The following is a 17,452-nucleotide window of genomic DNA, read 5'->3' on the forward strand; positions in this document are numbered from 1 at the left end:
ATCGCCCTGCGGCCGTGAGCCCGCCCTCCGGCCGCGACGACCGCCCTGGCGGCGTGCCACTGCCGCCCAGCAGCCGCAGCACCGACCCGCCGCCCTGGCCCGCCCAGGGCATGGCCACCGACCCTGGCGCGCGTGCCGCGCCGCGCATGGCGGGCGATCCGCCCACCGAATCCCCCGCCGACTCGGCCTGGACCGAAGCCACCGCCGACGCGCCACGCCGCGCCCCGCAACGCCCGGTGGACGTGGCGCGACGCCTGCTGCTGGTGGGCCTGCTGGGCGTGGTGCTGCTGGCCCTGTGGCTGCGTTGGGCGGCCGCCGAGCCGCATCTGCCCGCCCGCTGGCGCGTGCCCAGCAGCGGGCCGGGGCTCGAGCTGGTGGCCAGCAGCGATCCGGTGCTGGGCGCCCACCGTGGCCAGCGCCTGCTGGCCCTGCGCGACGCCGCCGGCCAGCGGCTGCCGGCCCAGCCCGAGTGGCTGGCACGCTCGCCGCGCTGGATCGTCGATGACCAGGCGCGTGTCGACCTGATGGCCGCGCAGGCCCATCTGGCCACCGCCCAGGCGATGCCCCGGGTGACCCTGGTGTTCGCCACCGCCGCCGGCGGCGAGGCCGAGGTGTCGGTGCCGACCCGGCCGCGCGGCCTGTGGGGCCTGGGCCTGGCCAGCGGCGCACTGGCCGTGCTGGCGCTGCAGCTGTACCTGGTGACGGCGGCGGTGCTGGTGTGGCGCCCTGGGCCGCCGGCCCTGCTGTATGCCGCGATGGCCCTGCCGCAATGCCTGAACCTGCTGCTGATCGGCACCGAGCTGCTGCCCGGCCTGGGCATGAGCCAGGCCCTGGCCAGCGTCGACCTGCGGCTGCGCCTGCTGGCCGATGCCGTGACCTCGGCCGCGCTGGTGCACCTGCTGCTGGTGCATCCGCAGCCGCTGCCGCGCTGGCGCTGGCTGGCCTGGCCGGCCTGGACTGTGGCGCTGGGCCTGGCCGTGATGGCACCACTGCTGCCGCTGCCCGGCCTGTGGTGGTGGACCTCGGGCCTGGGCCTGGGCTGCGGCCTGCTGGGCCTGGCGCTGCTGCGCTGGACCCAGCGCCACGCCCGCCACGCGATGGCCAGCACGCTGCTGTGGCTCACGCTGGCCGGCACCGGCACGCTGGCGCTGCTGCTGCTGGCCATCGGCGTGGCCGGTGGCAGTGCACGCGCACCGGCCGATGTGGCGGTGATCGGCCCGGTGGTGTGGATGGTGTTTTTTGCCGCGCTGCTGATGCTGGCGCCGTTTCTGTCGCGCTCGCAGCAGGTGCTGCGCATGTTTGCGCTGCTGGCCGGCATTGCCAGCACGGTGGCCTCGCTGAACCTGCTGTTCGCGGCGCTGTTTCCGTTTGGCCACCTGGCCGCGCTGCTGCTGGCGCTGCTGGTGGGCCTGGGGCTGTACCACCTGGCCCGCCACTGGATCGTGCGTCAGCTCACCGGCTCGGTGACGGTGAGCGCCGAGCGCATGTTCGACAGCCTGTACCGCGCCGCGCGCGAGCTCGAGCAGTCACCGCGCCAGGCCAGCGAGCAGCTGGGCAAGCTGCTGCGCGAGTTTTTCGATCCGCTGCAGGTCACGCACACGCCACGCACCCTGTCGCGCGTGCGCCTGGCCGGCGATGGCTCGACCCTGGGCGTGCCGGTGCCCGACCTCGGCGACGACGCCCCGCCCGCGGCCACCCGCGGCGCCCTGGTGCTGCGCCACGCGCAGCGCGGCCGGCGCCTGTTCACCGACGAGGACCGCCAGCTCACCGAGCGTGTGATCGAGCAGCTGCGCCGCGCCGTGGCCTACGACCGCGCGGTGGAACACGGCCGCACCGAGGAGCGCACGCGCATCGCGCAAGACCTGCACGACGACATCGGCGCGCGCCTGCTGACGCTGATGTACAAGGCGCCGGATCCCGAGATCGAGGAGTACATCCGCCACACGCTGCAGGACCTGAAGACGCTGACCCGCGGCCTGGCGGCCTCGAACCACCGGCTGTCGCATGCCGCGGCCGAATGGAAGTCCGACATCACCCAGCGCCTGTCGGCCACGGGCTGCGACCTGCACTGGAGCTTTTCCACCGAGCGCGACCTCACGCTGAACGTGGTGCAGTGGTCGGCGCTCACCCGTGTGATGCGCGAGCTGGTCAACAACATCATCAGCCACGCCCAGGCCACGCAGGTGGAGATCACCGTGCATGTCGACCGCGGCCGCTTCACGCTGACCATGCTGGACGACGGCATTGGCCGCGCGCCCGCGCTGTGGGCCCATGGCCTGGGCCTGGGCGGCGTGCGCAAGCGCGTCAAGCAGCTCGGCGGTCAGGTGCAGTGGCTCGAGCAGGCCGGGCGCGGCATCCGCTGCGAGGTGCAAGTGCCGCTGCGGGTCAGCCCGGACGCCGGCCAGGCCTGAAGCGCCCGGCCAGCGCCAGGCCGGCGGCGGCGGCCAGCAGCAGGCTGGCCGTGCCGGGCTCGGGCACGGCGCTGACGCCGAAGGTGAGCGTGCCACCCAGCCAGCGGCCGTCGGCCACATCGGTGCCCAGGTCCTTGAACTGCTCGCTGAACTCGATGCGCAGCAGGCCATCGGCCCCCACGGCCAGGCCCAGGGCGCTGAGGTCGAGCGAGCCGCTGTACTGGCCGCTGCCGCTGATGGCGTCGGCCGCGGCCGGCGCCAGCGTCACGGTGTCCAGCCCGCTCGAGCTGCCGAAGCTGAACTGCAGCTCCGACAGCAGGCTGGGCGCAAAGGCTTCGAGCAGCACCGACCAGTCGAGCGACTGCAGGGCGCTGTAGGCGCCGACATCGACCTGCAGCACGGTGTTGCCGGCCTCGCCGAGCAGGTTGCGGCTTTGCACGCCGGTGGCATCGACCACGATGCTGGCCGCCTGGCTGCCACTGGCGGCCGAGAGGGCGATGGCGGCCGCGCCCAGCAGGCGGCGGCAGGTGCGGTGCAGGGGCTTCATGGCTGGGGCTTTCATCAGGGGGCGGCGGTGGGTGCGACGAACACCACCGCGGTGCGCGCCGGCAGGCTGAAGCGGCCGCTGGCGCGGTCGAAGGCGGCTGCCGCGGCGCGGCGGTCGGCGGCGGTGGCGGCGCGATGCACCGGGTGCAGCACCAGCGGGCGGCCGGCCAGTGCCGGCAGCGTGAGCTGCTTGTCGGTCTTGTCGACGTTGATCAGGTAGACCAGTTCGTCGAAGTTGGCGCCGGGGTAGCCCACGCCGTTCAGGCGCCCCACCAGCACCGTGGGCTCCTGGGTCGAGCCGGTGTTCAGGAAGCTCAGCCGCGACTTGATGTCCTCGGCCGTGCGCAGTCGCAGCAGCGTGCTGCTCTGGCGGATGCGCAGCAGGTCGCGGAAGGCGTCGCGGGTCCAGCCGATCTCGGCCGCGCCGGGCTTGATCAGCGGGTTGGCCAGCAGCGGACGGGCCAGGTCCCAGTTGTCGGCGTTGTCGCGGGCCGGGGGCAGACCGACGCCGAAGTTGTTGTCGGCGTAGCTCCAGTCGAGGCGGTTGAACCAGTCGCCGCTGTCGTAGCTGTTGCGGTCGAGCGACTTGCTGCGCAGCGTGTCGGTGCCGGCATGGAAGTACAGCACGCCCTGGCTGAAGGCGTTGATGGCGCTGGCCAGGATCTGCACGCGGGCCCGGTCGTCGCGGCTGGTGCCGGTGGGCAGGCGGTAGGCGTTGGTGTCGAACAGCGTGAGGTTGTCGTGGTTCTCCACGTAGTTCACCACCTCGCCCGGCTCGAGCACCCAGCCGGCGGGGATGCCGCCCACGTCGATCTGGTCGAGGCGCAGCGTGGCATCCCAGCTGGTCTGCATCTGGAAGCTGCGGATCGAGCCGGCCAGCGAGGCCTTGATGCGGTCGGCCTGCCACATCAGCTCGCCACGGCTCTGGCCCGTGGCGCTGGCATTGGGGTCGTAGAAGAAGCCGTTGACATAGCCCTGGCTGGCCACCAGCGCGGCACCGGTGTCGCAGCAGCCGCCGCCGCGCACCGCGTCGCGCAGCAGCGGGTTGAAGCTGCCGATGCCCGAGCCGTTGAGCGACAGCATCTCGGCCTGCACAAAGCGCGCGCCATTGGCCACCTCGCCGAAGTTCCAGCCCTCGCCAACGATCTGCACCTCGCGGCCGGCGGCGGCACTGGTGCGGGCCTTGAGCGCCTCGATCACCGAGCGCGGGTGGTGGCCCATGATGTCGAAGCGCAGCGAGCTGATGCGGTAGTCGCGCGTCCAGGTGATGGCCGAGTCGATCATCAGCTTGGCCATCATGCGGTTCTCGGCCGCGGTGTTCTCGCAGCAGGTCGAGCGCTCGATGCCGCCGCCGGCGTTCAGGCGGTGGTAGTAGCCGGGCACCACCTTGTCGAGCACCGAGCTGCTGTTCTGGCCCGAGGCGGTGGTGTGGTTGTAGACCATGTCCATGCCCACGCGCAGGCCCACGGCGTTGAGCGCCTGCACCATGCGGCGGAACTCGACCACGCGCGCCAGCGGGTCGGCCGCGCTGCTGGCGTAGCTGCCATCGGGCGTGGTGAAGTGGTGCGGGTCATAGCCCCAGTTGAAGCAGTCGGTGCCGGCGGTGGCGGCCACCGCGGCCTGCTGGGCCGTGCTGTCGGGCGCGCCGCTGGGCACGGGCGTGACGCAGCCTTTTTCGCTGACGCTGGCGATGTCGAACACCGGCAGCAGGTGCACATCGCTCAGGCCGGCCTGGGCCAGCGCGGCCAGGTGGCGCATGCCGTTCGACTGGGTTTCGGCAAAGGCCAGGTACTTGCCGCGGCGGGCCGCCGGCACACTGGCATCGTGGATCGAGAAGTCGCGCACATGCAGCTCGTAGATGCTGAGATCGGCCGGCGCGGCCACCGTGGCCGGCGGCGCTGCGGCATCCCAGCCGGCCGGCTTGGTGGCCGCCGACTGCAGATCCATCACCACGCTGTGCTGGCCGCCGAGCGCCAGGCCCAGCGAGTACGGATCGGTCACCAGATTGCGCACCAGGCCCACGCCACGCACGAACACCTGCACCTGGTAGCGGTAGCTGGCGCCCTGCAGGTTGCCGGGCTTGGCCAGCTGCCAGACGCCGGTGGCGGCGTCGCGGCTCATGGCCTCGGTGGTGGTGCGGGTGAGCAGGGCCGAACCGCTGACCGGCGTGGTGAGCACCAGCGACACGGCCTGCGCCGTGGGTGCCCACAGCTTGAAGCGGGTGCTGCCGCCGGACACCACCGCGCCCAGGCCGGGCACGGCCTCGGCCGCGGCATACAGGTCATCCAGCGCGCCGGCCACCTGGGCGGTGGTGGCGTTCTGCACCTTGCCGGCGGCATCTTCCTGCACCAGCACCAGTTGCTGCTGGTGCAGCGCGGGCAGGCGCGCCTCGTCGGCGGCGCGCACGCCGAAGACCGTGCCGCTGGCCACCCACTTGAAGCGCAGCGCATCGGCCGCCGGCACCGTGCCGCTGTGGGCATCGAGGGTGATGAAGCCGTCGGCGCCCTGCACCGCGGCGCCCAGGCCCACGCTGATCTGGCCGGTGGCCGAGTGGTACAGGCGCACGCTGCCGGTGGTGGCGATGCGCGGCCACTTGACGAGGCGGCGGTTCAGCCACACCGCGCGGGCATCGGTGCTGGACACCTGGCGCAGATCGGGGCTGGCGGTGTAGACCGTGGCGTCGCGCTCGACCAGCCAGACGTGGCCGACCTGGCCGCGCACGGTGAGCGCCGCGTAGGGCACGCGGATGTTGTTGTCGCGGCCATCCTTGTCGTTCTCGTTCGGCGCCATGCCGTGCACGATGAACTCCAGCGCCGTGCGGTTCACGTCGCCCTGCGGGTTCAGCACGGGGATGTCGAACACCACCTCGCCGTCAGCCGCGGCGTAGCCCGGCATCGCGCTCAGCGCCACCGGCTGGTTCCAGCGGTCGATCTGCAGGCTGGCGGGCAGCGCGGCAGCGTCCAGGCCGCTGCCGTTCCACAGGTGCAGGCCCCAGGCGCTGTAGCCGCCGTCAAAGCGCTTGTAGTGCACGCGCACGGTCTTGATGTCGGGCACCGGCAGCAGGCGCGGGTTGCTGGTGTAGTTGGTGCCATCGCCCTCCACGCGCCAGATCTCGTTGGCACCGGCCTGCAGCACATGGCTCTGGTCGGCGCCGCCGTTGTCCTTGGTGTCACCCTGGTGGAGCAGAAAGCCCACCGTGCCGCTGCCGGCGGCCAGTGGCACGTCGTAGTACACGCCGAAGTCGTCGCTGCCGGCGGCGTTCCAGCCGGCGTTCCAGTTCGGGCTTTGCGCGGCGTTCCAGGTGTGGATCTGCCAGCCGGCGTGGTTGCCGTCGGCGCGGCGGTAGTGCACGCGCAGCGAGGTGGCCGGCGCGGTTTCGGTGGCCACGGCCGCGATGCGGGCGGTGGGGGCCTCAGCTGCCGCAACGGGCGCACCGGGCACGCCGGCCAGCAGCTCGACGCCACTGTCGGCCGCGGCGGCCGACACCGTGCCGCCGGCCTGCGCCTGGGCCACGGCCTGGGCATCGCCAGCGCCGCCACCACAGGCCGCGAGCAGGCCGCACAGGCCCAGCGCGAGGCCCCCGACCACCTGGCGCGCCTGGCGACCCAACCTGTCCAACCATGACCTCATGTCTCACCTCAGCTTCTTGTGTGGCGCCGATGCTATTGAAGTAAAACTACAACTGGAAGCTGGTGAAATCCCGATGAAGCCCCTCTCCCCGGGCGGATTCTCCTGGCCTCCACACAAATTCAGGCGACCGATCACGGCGATGGCCGATTGAATTTGTAGTTTTACTTCCAACCGAATCATCGACACCGGACGTTCCCAGACGGTTGCGGCGCCGGCCGATGCCCCAGCGCCAGCCGGGCGGCCGCCATGCACCGGGCCCGGCGCCAATGGTGGCTCGGTGGTTCGCACCGCCGCCGCACCGTCACCGCACAGGCGCTGCGCGGCAGGCCACCGCCCCCGCCCCCGCCCAGGCCGCGTAGGCACTGGGCCAGGCAGCCACCCTCGGCGATCGGGGAGGCACGCCTCGGCAGACCCTCGCTCGGTCACAGGACATCAGGTGAACCGCGGTCCATGACGCTGCGGCGCTGCCTGCGCTGGCTGATCTGGCTGTGCGTGCTGCCGCCGCTGCTGCTGATGGCGCTGGTGGGCGGGGCATGGGTCTGGCGCAGACCCAGCGCAACACCGAGCGGCTGGCCGCCCAACTGGCCGAACACATGGCCGAACACATGGCCGGGCGCGTGGCGCAAAGCATCGAAACCCGCCTGGCCGGACTGATCCTGATGACCCACAGTCCGGCCGCCACCGCGGCGGTGGCGCCTGGTGGCGATCTGGCGCCGCCGTACCAGCAGGCCCGCCCCTTCTTCGCGGCTTTCAGCGGCCATGTGCTGCTGGTGGACCCCAGCACCCAGCTGCTGTTCACCACCCGTCTGCCGCTGGGCACGGCCCTGCCGATGCTGCCGCCGATGCAGGGCCAGACGGCGGCGCCGACGGCCCTGCGCAGCAGCGAAGCCACGCTGCGGGCGACGTTCGATGTGATGACCGACGCGGCGCCGCTGCTCGACCCGCAGCGCCGCATCCGCATGGTGAACCCGGCCTTCAGCCGCGTGTTCGGCCACGCGCCGCAGGCCGTGATCGGCCAGGGCACCGCCATGCTGCATGCCGGTGCCGCCGAGTTCGAGCAGCAGGCCGCTACGCGGTTTGCGCAAGCCAGCATCGGACTGCCACCGCAGGTGACGCTGGACTGCCGCCACGCCGATGGCCGCGTGTTTCGCGTACTGCAGCAGCATCGCGCCCAGCACCGGCCTGGGCCTGGCACTGACCCGCCATCTGGCCCAGCTGATGGGCGGCGAGGCGGGGGGTGCGCAGCCACCCCGGCCAGGGCAGCTGCTGCTGGTTCTCGGCCTGGCTGCGGCTGGCCGAGACTCCGGCCGCCGCGCTGGCCGCCACGGCCGGCGCACCGGCAGACCACACCCGTGCCGCCCGTGCCACCCATGCCACCCGCGTCAGCACAGCCAGCACAGCCAGCACCGGCCCCAACGGCCGCACCGATGCCACCGGCAGCCCCGGCACCCCACAGGCAAACGACAGCGCGGACGACAACCCGCTCAACCACGATGTGGCCGAAGAACTGCGGCGCCACGCCGGGTTGCACGTGGCCAGCGCCCACAACGGCCGGCAGGCCGTGGCCATGGCGCTGGAACAGCGCCATGCGCTGAACCTGCTGGACCTGCAGATGCCCGAGCTGGATGGTCTGCCTGCCGCACGTCAGATCCGCCAGCAGCCGGGCCCCGACACACCCATCGTGGCCATGACCGCCAACGCCTTTGGCGAAGACTTCGCCGTCTGCCTGGCCGCCGCATGATCGACCACATGGCCAAGCCGGTGGACCCGGACAGCCTGTACGGCACCTTGCTGCGCTGGCCGCCGCCGCCAGCCTGAGCCCGGGCACCCACCTGCGCGCGCCACGGACTCATGCGCAGCCAGCGCCCGGCGCAGGCGCTTACAGGCGACAAAAAGGCCCTGGGGCAGATGCGCCGCAGGGCCTTCGTCTTGCTCCCACACCTGGCACCCACGGAGGCCGTGGGCACTGGATCGGTCTGGGCTTTATCGGGTGGGGTGGCTGATGGGACTCGAACCCACGACGACCAGAATCACAATCTGGGACTCTACCAACTGAGCTACAGCCACCGTAGAGCCGCAGATTATAGCCTGATCATGGCTTGTTTGCAGAGGCTGCCGCAGCAGCGGCCACCGGATCGGTGCGCTTCTCGGTCTTGAAGCGGGTTTTCAGGGCCTGGTAGTAGGCCTCGGACTCGGCGCGCGCCCAGGCCTGGCCGTACTGGCCACGCAAGGCCTGTGCATCTTCGGGCCGGGCTTCGCGCGGCAGCACCTTGTCGACGCGCGCCACCACATAGCCCTGCCCGGGCAGGGCCACGCCCACCACGGCCGGCAGCTTGGCGGTGTCGGCCGCCAGCACGGCCTCGAGCACCTGGCGCGGCAGCGATTCGGGCTTGGCGCGCGACACGGTCAGCGCATCGCCCAGCGCACCGCTGGCGGCATCGGCCTTCAGCTGCGCCAGGCGGGCTTCGCCGTCCTTGCGCGCCAGGGCTTCCGACTGGCTGATCACCAGGCGTTGCCGCACCACGTCCTTCACCTCGGCCAGCGGCAGGGTGCGTGCCGGCTGATGCTGCAGCACGCGGGCTGCGGCCAGCTGGTTGGCGCCCACCTCCACCGCGTCGGTGTTGCGCTTGTTCTTCAGCGGGTCGTTGCCGAACACCGCCTCGAGCAGCTTGGCGCTGGCCAGCGGGCCCTTGGCATCGGCGGGGGCGCTGCGCTGCACGGTGGCCGTGCGCTTCTCGAGCTTGAGCTTGTCGATCACCGGCTGCAGGCTGTCGCTCTGCTCGTACACGGTGTTGGTGAACTGCTCGGCGGCCTCGGCCCAGCGCTTGACCGCGAGCTGCTGGCGCACCTCCTCCTCGATCTGCGCGCGCACCGCGTCAAAGGCCTTCTTGTCGCCGCCACGCACTGCCTCGAGCTGAATCACGTGGTAGCCGAAATCGGTCTCGATGACATTGCTGATCTCGCCCGGCTTCATCGCGAACACGGCTTCCTCGAACGGCTTGACCATCGCGCCGCGACCGAAGAAATCGAGATCGCCGCCCTTCTCGGCCGAGCCGGGGTCTTGCGAGTTCTTTTTCGCCACCTCGGCAAAGCTGGCCGGGCTCTTGCGCACTTCGGCCAGCAGCGCCTCGGCCCTGGCCTTGGCCTTTTGCCGCAGGTCGGCCGCAGCGTCCTTGTCGGCGGTGATCAGGATGTGGCGGGCACGGCGCTCTTCGGCGGCGGTGTAGCGGCTGGCGTTCTCGGCGTAGTACTTGCGCAGATCTTCCTCGGGCGCGGTGATGCCGCGCTTGATGCTGTCCATGTCGAGCAGCACGTACTCGATCTGCGCCTGTTCAGGGGCGCGGAAGTCGGCTTCGCGCTGCTTGTAGAAGGCCTCGATGTCGGCGTCGGTGGGCGCCACCTTGGCCAGGTAGTCCTTGGCTTCGAAGCGCGCCAGGCGCAGCTCGCGGCGCTGCAGCAGTGCGTCGAGCGCGGTGTTCACCACCGCGGCCGGCACCACCACGGCGCCGGTGATGCCACCCAGCACCTGCTGCTGGGCCAGGTCGCGGCGCAGGCGTGCGGCAAACATCTCGGAGGTCATGCCCTGGGCCGACAGCAGCTCCTTGTTGACCGTGCCGTCGGCATTGCGCATCTGCGCAAACTGCGGATCGGTGGTGAACAGGCGCTGCAGGCGCTCATCGGTCACCGTGAGGTGCTGCTTCTGCATGGCCGCCTGCAGCACGCGCTCGCGCACCAGCATGTCCAGGGTCTCGGCGCGGGCAGCGGGTGAATCCAGCATCTTGGCGTCCACGCCGGGCATCTGCGCGCGCACGCGCTCCACCTGGCGCTGGTGCATGGCGTCCCACTCGGCCTGGGTGATGGCCTGGCCGTCCACCTTGGCCACCGTGTTGTTGCCGCTCTCGGAGAACTCCGAGTAGCCCTGGATGCCGAAAACCACGAACGACGGCAGGATCAAGATCAGCAGCAGCAGCTGCAGCAGCCGGTTGTGGGTGCGTACAAACTCGAACATGGATGAAGAGCCTTGGGAAGCGGCAGACCAGGGCGGGCCCTGAATGCAAAAAAGGCGAACCGGGGTTCGCCTTGCATGTGTCGGGACCCGAACGCCGGCGGCGCCGGAGCCCGCGATTCTAGGGCCCGGGCGGCGCCGTGCGGCGCCTCCAGGCAGGTGGCCGCGCAACGCGGCAAAAGTGGTGGGTGCTGAGGGGCTCGAACCCCCGACCTACGCCTTGTAAGGGCGCCGCTCTACCAGCTGAGCTAAGCACCCTTCAGGCGCGCGTGGCGCCAGACTTCATTTGATGCCGTCCTTCAGTGCCTTGCCCGGGCGGAACTTGGGCACCTTGGAGGCCTTGATCTTGATGACGTCACCGGTGCGCGGATTGCGGCCGCTGCGGGCCGCACGCTTGGTGACGGTGAAGGTACCGAAGCCGACGATGGACACATTGCCGTTCTTCTTGAGCGTGGTCTTGACGCCGCCGATCAGCGCATCCAGGGCGCGCGTGGCGGCAGCCTTGGAGATGTCGGCTTGCTTGGCAATGTGCTCGATCAGATCGGTCTTGTTCACGAAGGTACCCCCTCTCGTTTGCGCTCTGGTTTGATGGTTCTCGGAGGCTCTGCGGTCCCCGCTGCAAGGGCGCTGTGAAGCGCGTCGATTACAGCGGTGGCCGCCCTGCAGTGTCAAGCGTGAGGCGCGGATTCTATGCGTGGCGTCAGAGGGCCCCGAACCCGCTGCAGGACGGGATGTGACTCACCTCACATCGCCGCGGCGCACCAGCACCACACCCACCGCGCACAAGCCCATGCCGGCCAGCGCCAGCAGGCCCAGGCGCTCGTCGAACATCAGCCAGGCCAGCAGCGCGGTGCACGGTGGCACCAGGTACAGCAGGCTGGTGACGTGCGTGGCCGCGCCGCGCTGGATCAGCAGCATCAGCAGCGAACTGCCGCCCAGCGACAGGCCCAGCACCGACCAGGCCAGCGCCAGCAGCACATCGACATGCCAGACCATGGGCGCGGCCTCGAGCAGCGCAAACGGCCAGCTCAGCAGCAGCGCGGCTGCCAGTTGCACCGCGTTGCCGGTGCGCACATCCACCGGCTGCACAAAAAGTTTCTGATACAGCGTGCCGGCGGTGATGCAGACCAGCGCCAGCAGCGCCAGGCCGAGGTTGTGTCCGGTGACCTCGCCGGCCCCCATCTTGGGCCACACCACCAGCACCAGGCCGGCCAGGCCCAGCAGCAGGCCCAGCCATTGCATCGGGGCCACGGCCTGGCGGCCGCGCTGGCTTTCCCACAGCGCGGTCAGCAGCGGCTGCAGGCCGACGATCAATGCCACCGTGCCGGCCGGTGCACCGGCGCGCACGGCGGCCCACACACCGCCCAGGTAGCCGGCATGCATCAGCACGCCGCTGGCCCCCAGGTGCGCCCATTGCGCAGCGCCACGCGGCCAGGCCACTCTGGCCAGGCGCACCCACAGCGCAAACGCCAGCACCGACAGCGCATAGCGCCAGGTGAGGAAGCTGAGGGGCGGCACATGCGGCATGGCCAGGCGCGCCACCACGAAGCCGGTGCTCCAGATGGCCACGAAGACCCAGGGCATGGACGCCAGCAGCCGGGCGCGCTGCGGCGCGCCGGGATCGCTCACTTGGCCTTGGCGCGGATCTCCGGCAGCGCGCGTTGCAGGTAGTACACCATCGACCAGATGGTCAGCACGGTGGCCACCAGGATCAGCGCGGTGCCCCACAGCCGCGTGTCGATCACGCCGAGCAGCGCGCCGTCGTACAGCAGAAAGGGGATGGCCGTCATCTGCGTGGCGGTCTTGAGCTTGCCGAGCATGTGCACCGCCACGCTGCGCGAGGCGCCGATCTGCGCCATCCATTCGCGCAGTGACGAGATGGCGATCTCGCGGCCGATGATCACCAGCGCCACCAGCGCGTCCACGCGGTCGAGCTTGACCAGCACCAGCAGGCAGGCGCACACCAGGAACTTGTCGGCCACCGGGTCAAGAAAGGCGCCGAACGAGGAGGTCTGGTTGAGCTTGCGCGCCAGCCAGCCGTCGAGCCAGTCGGTCAGCGCAAACACCACGAACAGCACCGTGGCGACCAGGTTGCGCAGCCCGGCATCCAGCGGCAGGTAGAACACGCCGACGATCAGCGGGATCGCGACGATGCGCGCCCAGGTCAGCAAGGTCGGCAGCGTGAGGAACATGGGGGGCATTGTGCATGGAGCCCCGCCCCTGCGCGGGCCGGGCGCCGCATCAATCCAGCGTGCGCGGCTTGAAGCGCCGGTCGTCGGCAAACAGGAAGGTCTCGGTGTACTTCCAGGGCCGCGGCAGGTGCGACACCGGCGCAAAGGGCGCGGCGCGGTGCACCGCGTCGATGGCCAGCTGCACCGTGTCCAGCGCCTGGCCGGGCCGGCGCAGCACGCCCACGCGGCGCACGCTGCCGTCGCCATTGAGCTCGACCTCCAGCACCGGAATGGCCAGCAGCGGCTCGGGCGGCACACCGTCGTAGGTGCGGCCGGTGTTGGCGGCCACCAGCTGCAAGGCGGCCTGGCGGCGCCAGTCGTCCCAGCCACGGGCCGGCGCACCGCGGCGTGGCGCCGGGGCCTTGGGCGCGGCGTCGGCCTGGGCTGGCGCTGCGGGGCGGGCGGGTGCCGCGCCACCCCGCTCGGCGGCCGGGCGGCTGTCGCCCGGCCCCGGCACCGCCGGCGGCTGGCCGCAGGCGCCAAGCAGCAGCAGCAGGGCGCCGGCGGCCAGCGGGTTCAGCCAGCCGGTGGCTGGCGCGGCTGGCCGGGCGCTGGCCCGCAGGCTCGGCCCATCGCCAGCCGGTGCTGGCCGCGGCACGCGCGGGTGCTCAGTGCAGGGCACGGTAGATCTCCTCGGCCAGGTCGGCGCCAATGCCATCCACGGTGGCCAGCTCGTCGACGCTGGCCGCAGTGACGCCACGGATGCCGCCAAAGCGCTGCAGCAGGCGCGCGCGCTTCTTCGGGCCCACGCCCGGGATTTCTTCGAGCTTGCTGCCGCCGGTGCGCACGCTGGCGCGCTTGGCGCGCATGCCGGTGATGGCGAAGCGGTGCGCCTCGTCGCGGATCTGCGCCACCAGCATCAGCGCGGCCGAGTCATGGCCCAGGTAGGCCTTGTCGCGGCCATCGGCAAACACCAGCTCTTCCAGGCCGACCTTGCGGCCCTCGCCCTTCTCGACGCCGACGATGATGTTCAGCGGCAGGCCCAGCTGGCTGAACACCTCGCGGGCCATGGCCACCTGGCCACGGCCGCCGTCCACCAGCACCAGACCCGGCAGGCGCAAGGCCTTGGGCAGCGGCTGCTGGGTGGCGATGGCGCCATCGGCATCGAGCTCGCCGCTGGCGGCGGCCGCGGCGCGCGCCTCGGCCACCTTGGCATAGCGGCGCTGCAGCACCTGGCGCATGGCGGCGTAGTCGTCGCCGCCGGTGATGCCCTCGATGTTGTAGCGGCGGTATTCGGCCGGGCGCATGCCGTGGGCTTCGTAGACCACGCAGCTGGCCTGCGTGGCCTCGCCGGCGGTGTGGCTGATGTCGAAGCACTCGATGCGCAGCGCGTCCAGGTCGTCCGATTCCAGCTCCAGCGCCTCGGCCAGCGCACGGGTGCGCTCGCGCTGGCTGCCCTCTTCGGCCAGCAACCGGGCCAGCGCGATCTGCGCGCCCTTGTCGGCCATCTCCAGCCATACCCGGCGCTGCTCGCGCGGGTTGGGCTGGGCGGCCAGCTTCACGCCGGTCTGCTCGGCCAGGGCCTGCAGCAAGGCCTTGTCAACGGCGTGGCTGACCACCAGGCTGGGCGGCGGCGCCACGCCCAGGTAGTGCTGGGCGATGAAGGCCTCGAGCACCTGCTGCTCGACGGTGGGCCGCGCTGCGGGCTCGGCCCCCTCGGTGCCGGCCTCGGCGGCCTCCAGCGCCTCCATCGCCTCCAGCTCTTCGGCGCTGATCGCGGTGGCGTCTTCCACATGGGCCGGAAAGTAGGCGCGGTCGCCCAGGTGGCGGCCGCCGCGCACCATGGCCAGGTTGACGCAGGCCCGCCCGCCCAGCACGCGCACGGCCAGGATGTCGACATCGCGGTCGCGCGCCGACAGGCTGCTTTCGTCCACGCTCTGCTGGTGCAGCACGCGCGACAAGGCGCCGATGCGGTCACGCACCTCGGCCGCGCGCTCGAACTCGAGGCCGTCGGAAAAGGCCATCATCTGGCGCTGCAGGTCGCCCAGCACGGCATCGGTGTCGCCACGCAAGAAACGCTCGGCATCGGCCACGTCGCGGCCGTAGCCGGCCGGGGTGATGAGGCCCACGCAGGGGCCCGAGCAGCGGCGGATCTGGTACAGCAGACAGGGCCGCGAGCGGTTGGCGTACACCGTGTCCTCGCAGGTGCGCAGGCGGAAGGCCTTTTGCAGCAGCTGGATGGTCTCCTTCACCGCCCAGGCACCCGGGTAGGGGCCGAAGTAGGTGTGCTTGCGGTCCACCGCGCCGCGGTAGTAGGCCATGCGCGGGAACGGGTGGCGCTCGAGCTTCAGGTAGGGGTAGCTCTTGTCGTCGCGGAACAGGATGTTGAACCGTGGGTTCAACGCCTTGATCAGGTTGTTTTCCAGCAGCAGGGCCTCGGCCTCGCTGCGCACCACGGTGGTTTCGAGCCGCACGATGCGGCCCACCATCACGCCGATGCGGGTGCCGCCGTGGTCCTTCTGGAAGTAGCTGGAGACGCGCTTTTTCAGGTTGCGCGCCTTGCCCACATACAGCACCTCGCCGCGCACATCGAAGTAGCGGTAGACGCCCGGCAGGCCGGGCAGCGCGGCCACCTCGGCCAGCAGGCGCTCGCGCTGCAGCGCCTCGGGGCTGGGGCCGGCGCTGGCGCTGTGGCTGGCGAGGGGGGCGTCTGGAGGGGCGGGCTCGGTCATCGGGCGGCGGCAGATCGGGGCGTGATTGTCACCGCACGACAATGCGGCCCATGCCGCTGCCCGCCCCTGCCACCACGCCGCCGCCGGCCGCGGTCTGGGACCTGTTCTGCCGCGTCATCGACAACCACGGCGATCTGGGCGTGTGCTGGCGCCTGGCGCGCGGCCTGGCGCGGCGCGGCCTGCCGGTGCGCCTGTGGGTGGACGACGCCGCGGCGCTGGCCTGGATGGCGCCACAGGGCGAGCCGGGCGTCACGCTGATCCACTGGGCCGGGGACGCGGCCACGCTGCCCGCGCTGAACCCCGGCGCGGTGGTGGTCGAGGCCTTCGGCTGCGACCCGCCGGCGCCCTTCGTCGCGCGCATGGCGGCGTGCGCAGCGCAGGGCCAGCGCCCGCCGGTGTGGATCAACCTCGAGTACCTCAGCGCCGAAGCCTATGTGGAGCGCTCGCACCGCCTGGCCTCGCCGCAGTTCAGCGGCCCGGGCCGGGGCCTGACCAAGTGGTTTTTCTACCCGGGCTTCACGCCGGCCACCGGTGGCCTGATGCACGACGACCTGCCCGCCGGCAGCCCGCACGAGCACCGTGCCTGGCTGCAGGCTTGCGGCTGGTGCGCGGCGGGCGAATGGCCGGTTTCGCTGTTCTGCTACGACAACCCGGCGCTGTCCGGCCTGCTGCGGCGCCTGCCGGCCTGGGCCGGCGGCCAGCCGGTGCGGCTGCTGGCCGCCCCCGGCGCTGCGCAGCGCCAGCTGCAGGCCATGGCCACGGCCGGCACGCTGCCGCAGGGCCTGGCCATCACCGCCCTGCCCTGGCTGAGCCAGCCCGACTACGACCGCCTGCTGGCCGGCTGCGCGCTGAACCTGGTGCGCGGCGAGGATTCGTTCGCGCGCGCCCAGCTGGCTGGCGCCGCACCAATGCTGTGGCAGATCTACCCGCAGCACGACGGCGCGCATGCGCCCAAGCTCGAGGCCTTTGTGCGCCGCTGCACCGCGGGTGCCACACCTGATCTGGCGCTGGCCGTGGCCGCCAGCCAGCGGGCCATCAACGGCCTGGGCGACTGGCCCGAGGCCCTGCCGCCACCCGCGCCGTGGGCGGCGCTGCAGGCCCGCTGGCGCGACGGCTTGCGCGCGCAGACCGATCTGGTCACGCAGCTGCACAGCTTCGTCACGGGGAAAACGCTAGAATAGCGGGCTTTGCTGCCCGGCAGCGGGTGAAAACCGCGCCGTCGGGCCAGCCTCCCGAACATCCCCGAACCTCAGGTCGGCCTGCCGACCGTCCCAGCCCGGCGACCGGACGCTTCCAGCGGTCGAGGGCACCCGCTAGAAGGACCGCCCATGAAAATCGCTCAGGAAATCCGCGCCGGCAACGTGATCATGCAGGACAAGAACCCGTGGGTGGTTCTGAAGACCGAATACTCGCGCGGTGGCCGCAATGCCGCCACGGTGCGCATGAAGCTCAAGAGCCTGCTGAACAACCAGGCCACCGAGCTGGTCTACAAGGCCGACGACAAGATGGACCAGATCATCCTCGACAAGAAGGAGTGCACCTACTCCTACTTTGCCGATCCGATGTATGTGTGGATGGACACCGAGTTCAACCAGTACGAAGTCGAAGCCGAGAACATGGGCGACGCGGTGAACTACCTCGAAGACGGCATGAGCGCCGAAGTGGTGTTCTACGACGGCAAGGCCATCTCGGTTGAACTGCCCACCAGCGTGGTGCGCGAGATCACCTGGACCGAGCCGGCCGTCAAGGGCGACACCTCGGGCAAGGTGCTCAAGCCGGCCAAGATCGCCACCGACTACGAGATCATGGTCCCCATCTTCGTGGCCCAGGGCGACAAGGTCGAAATCGACACCCGCACCAACGAGTACCGCAAGCGCGTCTGATCACGGTCTTGCGCTGATGCAACAAGGGGCACCTCGGTGCCCCTTTGCATTGGGCGCTGCGGTGCTACCGTGC

At 71.2% G+C, this 17,452-nt stretch carries 12 protein-coding genes, 2 tRNA genes and 1 pseudogene; 5 read left to right on the forward strand and 10 right to left on the reverse strand.

Annotated elements, in window-relative coordinates; translation table 11 throughout:
- Positions 1–14: 14 nt before the first annotated feature.
- The gene (locus tag N4G63_RS16080; RefSeq protein ID WP_314599926.1) at positions 15–2,411 is read left to right on the forward strand and encodes a sensor histidine kinase; all 2,397 of its coding nucleotides are present in this window, start codon (positions 15–17) and stop codon (positions 2,409–2,411) included.
- Here N4G63_RS16080 and N4G63_RS16085 read toward each other — a convergent pair.
- Together N4G63_RS16085 and N4G63_RS16090 are read right to left on the reverse strand one after the other, a co-directional pair.
- Complete coding sequence (locus N4G63_RS16085; RefSeq protein WP_260786463.1) at positions 2,386–2,958, reverse strand: PEP-CTERM sorting domain-containing protein; 573 nt, start codon at positions 2,956–2,958, stop codon at positions 2,386–2,388. The two genes, N4G63_RS16080 and N4G63_RS16085, sit on opposite strands and share 26 nt — an antisense overlap.
- 14 nt (positions 2,959–2,972) lie before the next feature.
- A complete protein-coding gene (locus tag N4G63_RS16090) occupies positions 2,973–6,545 on the reverse strand; it encodes an alpha-1,6-glucosidase domain-containing protein (RefSeq protein WP_260786464.1) in 3,573 nt (1,190 codons plus the stop codon).
- Positions 6,546–7,501: 956 nt separating this feature from the next.
- On the opposite strand from N4G63_RS16090, the pseudogene N4G63_RS28340 reads away from it, so the two are divergent.
- Positions 7,502–7,681 (forward strand): annotated as a pseudogene (locus N4G63_RS28340) (PAS domain S-box protein); the annotation flags it as partial.
- 143 nt (positions 7,682–7,824) lie between these two features.
- Positions 7,825–8,328, forward strand: coding sequence for a response regulator (locus N4G63_RS16100; protein ID WP_314599927.1), 504 nt, complete (start codon positions 7,825–7,827; stop codon positions 8,326–8,328).
- Between the two features lie 250 nt (positions 8,329–8,578).
- On the opposite strand, the gene N4G63_RS16105 is transcribed toward N4G63_RS16100, so the two are convergent.
- The 8 genes from N4G63_RS16105 to uvrC all read right to left on the reverse strand — a co-directional run bounded on the left by N4G63_RS16105 (position 8,579) and on the right by uvrC (position 15,496).
- A tRNA-His gene (locus tag N4G63_RS16105) sits at positions 8,579–8,654 on the reverse strand.
- Between the two features lie 25 nt (positions 8,655–8,679).
- The gene (locus N4G63_RS16110) at positions 8,680–10,596 is read right to left on the reverse strand and encodes a SurA N-terminal domain-containing protein (protein ID WP_260786467.1); all 1,917 of its coding nucleotides are present in this window, start codon (positions 10,594–10,596) and stop codon (positions 8,680–8,682) included.
- Positions 10,597–10,775: 179 nt separating this feature from the next.
- Positions 10,776–10,851 (reverse strand) — tRNA-Val (locus N4G63_RS16115).
- Between the two features lie 24 nt (positions 10,852–10,875).
- The gene (locus tag N4G63_RS16120) at positions 10,876–11,265 is read right to left on the reverse strand and encodes an HU family DNA-binding protein (RefSeq protein WP_260786468.1); all 390 of its coding nucleotides are present in this window, start codon (positions 11,263–11,265) and stop codon (positions 10,876–10,878) included.
- Between the two features lie 66 nt (positions 11,266–11,331).
- A complete protein-coding gene (locus N4G63_RS16125) occupies positions 11,332–12,177 on the reverse strand; it encodes a DMT family transporter (RefSeq protein WP_260786727.1) in 846 nt (281 codons plus the stop codon).
- Positions 12,178–12,218: 41 nt separating this feature from the next.
- Positions 12,219–12,785, reverse strand: a complete 567-nt coding sequence (pgsA, locus tag N4G63_RS16130) for a CDP-diacylglycerol--glycerol-3-phosphate 3-phosphatidyltransferase (RefSeq protein ID WP_260786469.1) — start codon at positions 12,783–12,785, stop codon at positions 12,219–12,221.
- Positions 12,786–12,834: 49 nt separating this feature from the next.
- Positions 12,835–13,446 (reverse strand): hypothetical protein, encoded by a 612-nt coding sequence (locus tag N4G63_RS16135; protein ID WP_260786470.1) that lies wholly within the window; start codon positions 13,444–13,446, stop codon positions 12,835–12,837.
- Entirely contained in the window at positions 13,433–15,496 is a 2,064-nt protein-coding gene (gene uvrC / locus N4G63_RS16140; RefSeq protein ID WP_314599928.1) for an excinuclease ABC subunit UvrC, read from the reverse strand. The genes N4G63_RS16135 and uvrC overlap by 14 nt, the downstream gene beginning before the upstream one ends.
- A gap of 50 nt (positions 15,497–15,546) precedes the next feature.
- On the opposite strand from uvrC, the gene earP reads away from it, so the two are divergent.
- Positions 15,547–16,677, forward strand: a complete 1,131-nt coding sequence (gene earP, locus N4G63_RS16145; RefSeq protein WP_314599929.1) for an elongation factor P maturation arginine rhamnosyltransferase EarP — start codon at positions 15,547–15,549, stop codon at positions 16,675–16,677.
- 147 nt (positions 16,678–16,824) lie between these two features.
- Positions 16,825–17,379 carry an elongation factor P gene (efp, locus tag N4G63_RS16150; RefSeq protein ID WP_260786473.1) on the forward strand — a complete coding sequence of 185 codons (555 nt, stop codon included), beginning with the start codon at positions 16,825–16,827 and terminating at the stop codon, positions 17,377–17,379.
- The last annotated feature ends 73 nt before the right edge of the window (positions 17,380–17,452 follow it).

The organism is Aquabacterium sp. OR-4 (assembly GCF_025290835.2).
GTDB lineage: Bacteria > Pseudomonadota > Gammaproteobacteria > Burkholderiales > Burkholderiaceae_C > Pseudaquabacterium.

Bases quoted from the DNA above. Each gene is read 5' to 3' on its own strand.
- N4G63_RS16085 (WP_260786463.1), bottom strand. From the start codon at position 2,958: ATGAAGCCCCTGCACCGCACCTGCCGCCGCCTGCTGGGCGCGGCCGCC.
- N4G63_RS16110 (WP_260786467.1), bottom strand. From the start codon at position 10,596: ATGTTCGAGTTTGTACGCACCCACAACCGGCTGCTGCAGCTGCTGCTG.
- pgsA (WP_260786469.1), bottom strand. From the start codon at position 12,785: ATGTTCCTCACGCTGCCGACCTTGCTGACCTGGGCGCGCATCGTCGCG.
- earP (WP_314599929.1), top strand. From the start codon at position 15,547: ATGCCGCTGCCCGCCCCTGCCACCACGCCGCCGCCGGCCGCGGTCTGG.
- N4G63_RS16125 (WP_260786727.1), bottom strand. From the start codon at position 12,177: ATGCCCTGGGTCTTCGTGGCCATCTGGAGCACCGGCTTCGTGGTGGCG.
- uvrC (WP_314599928.1), bottom strand. From the start codon at position 15,496: ATGACCGAGCCCGCCCCTCCAGACGCCCCCCTCGCCAGCCACAGCGCC.
- efp (WP_260786473.1), top strand. From the start codon at position 16,825: ATGAAAATCGCTCAGGAAATCCGCGCCGGCAACGTGATCATGCAGGAC.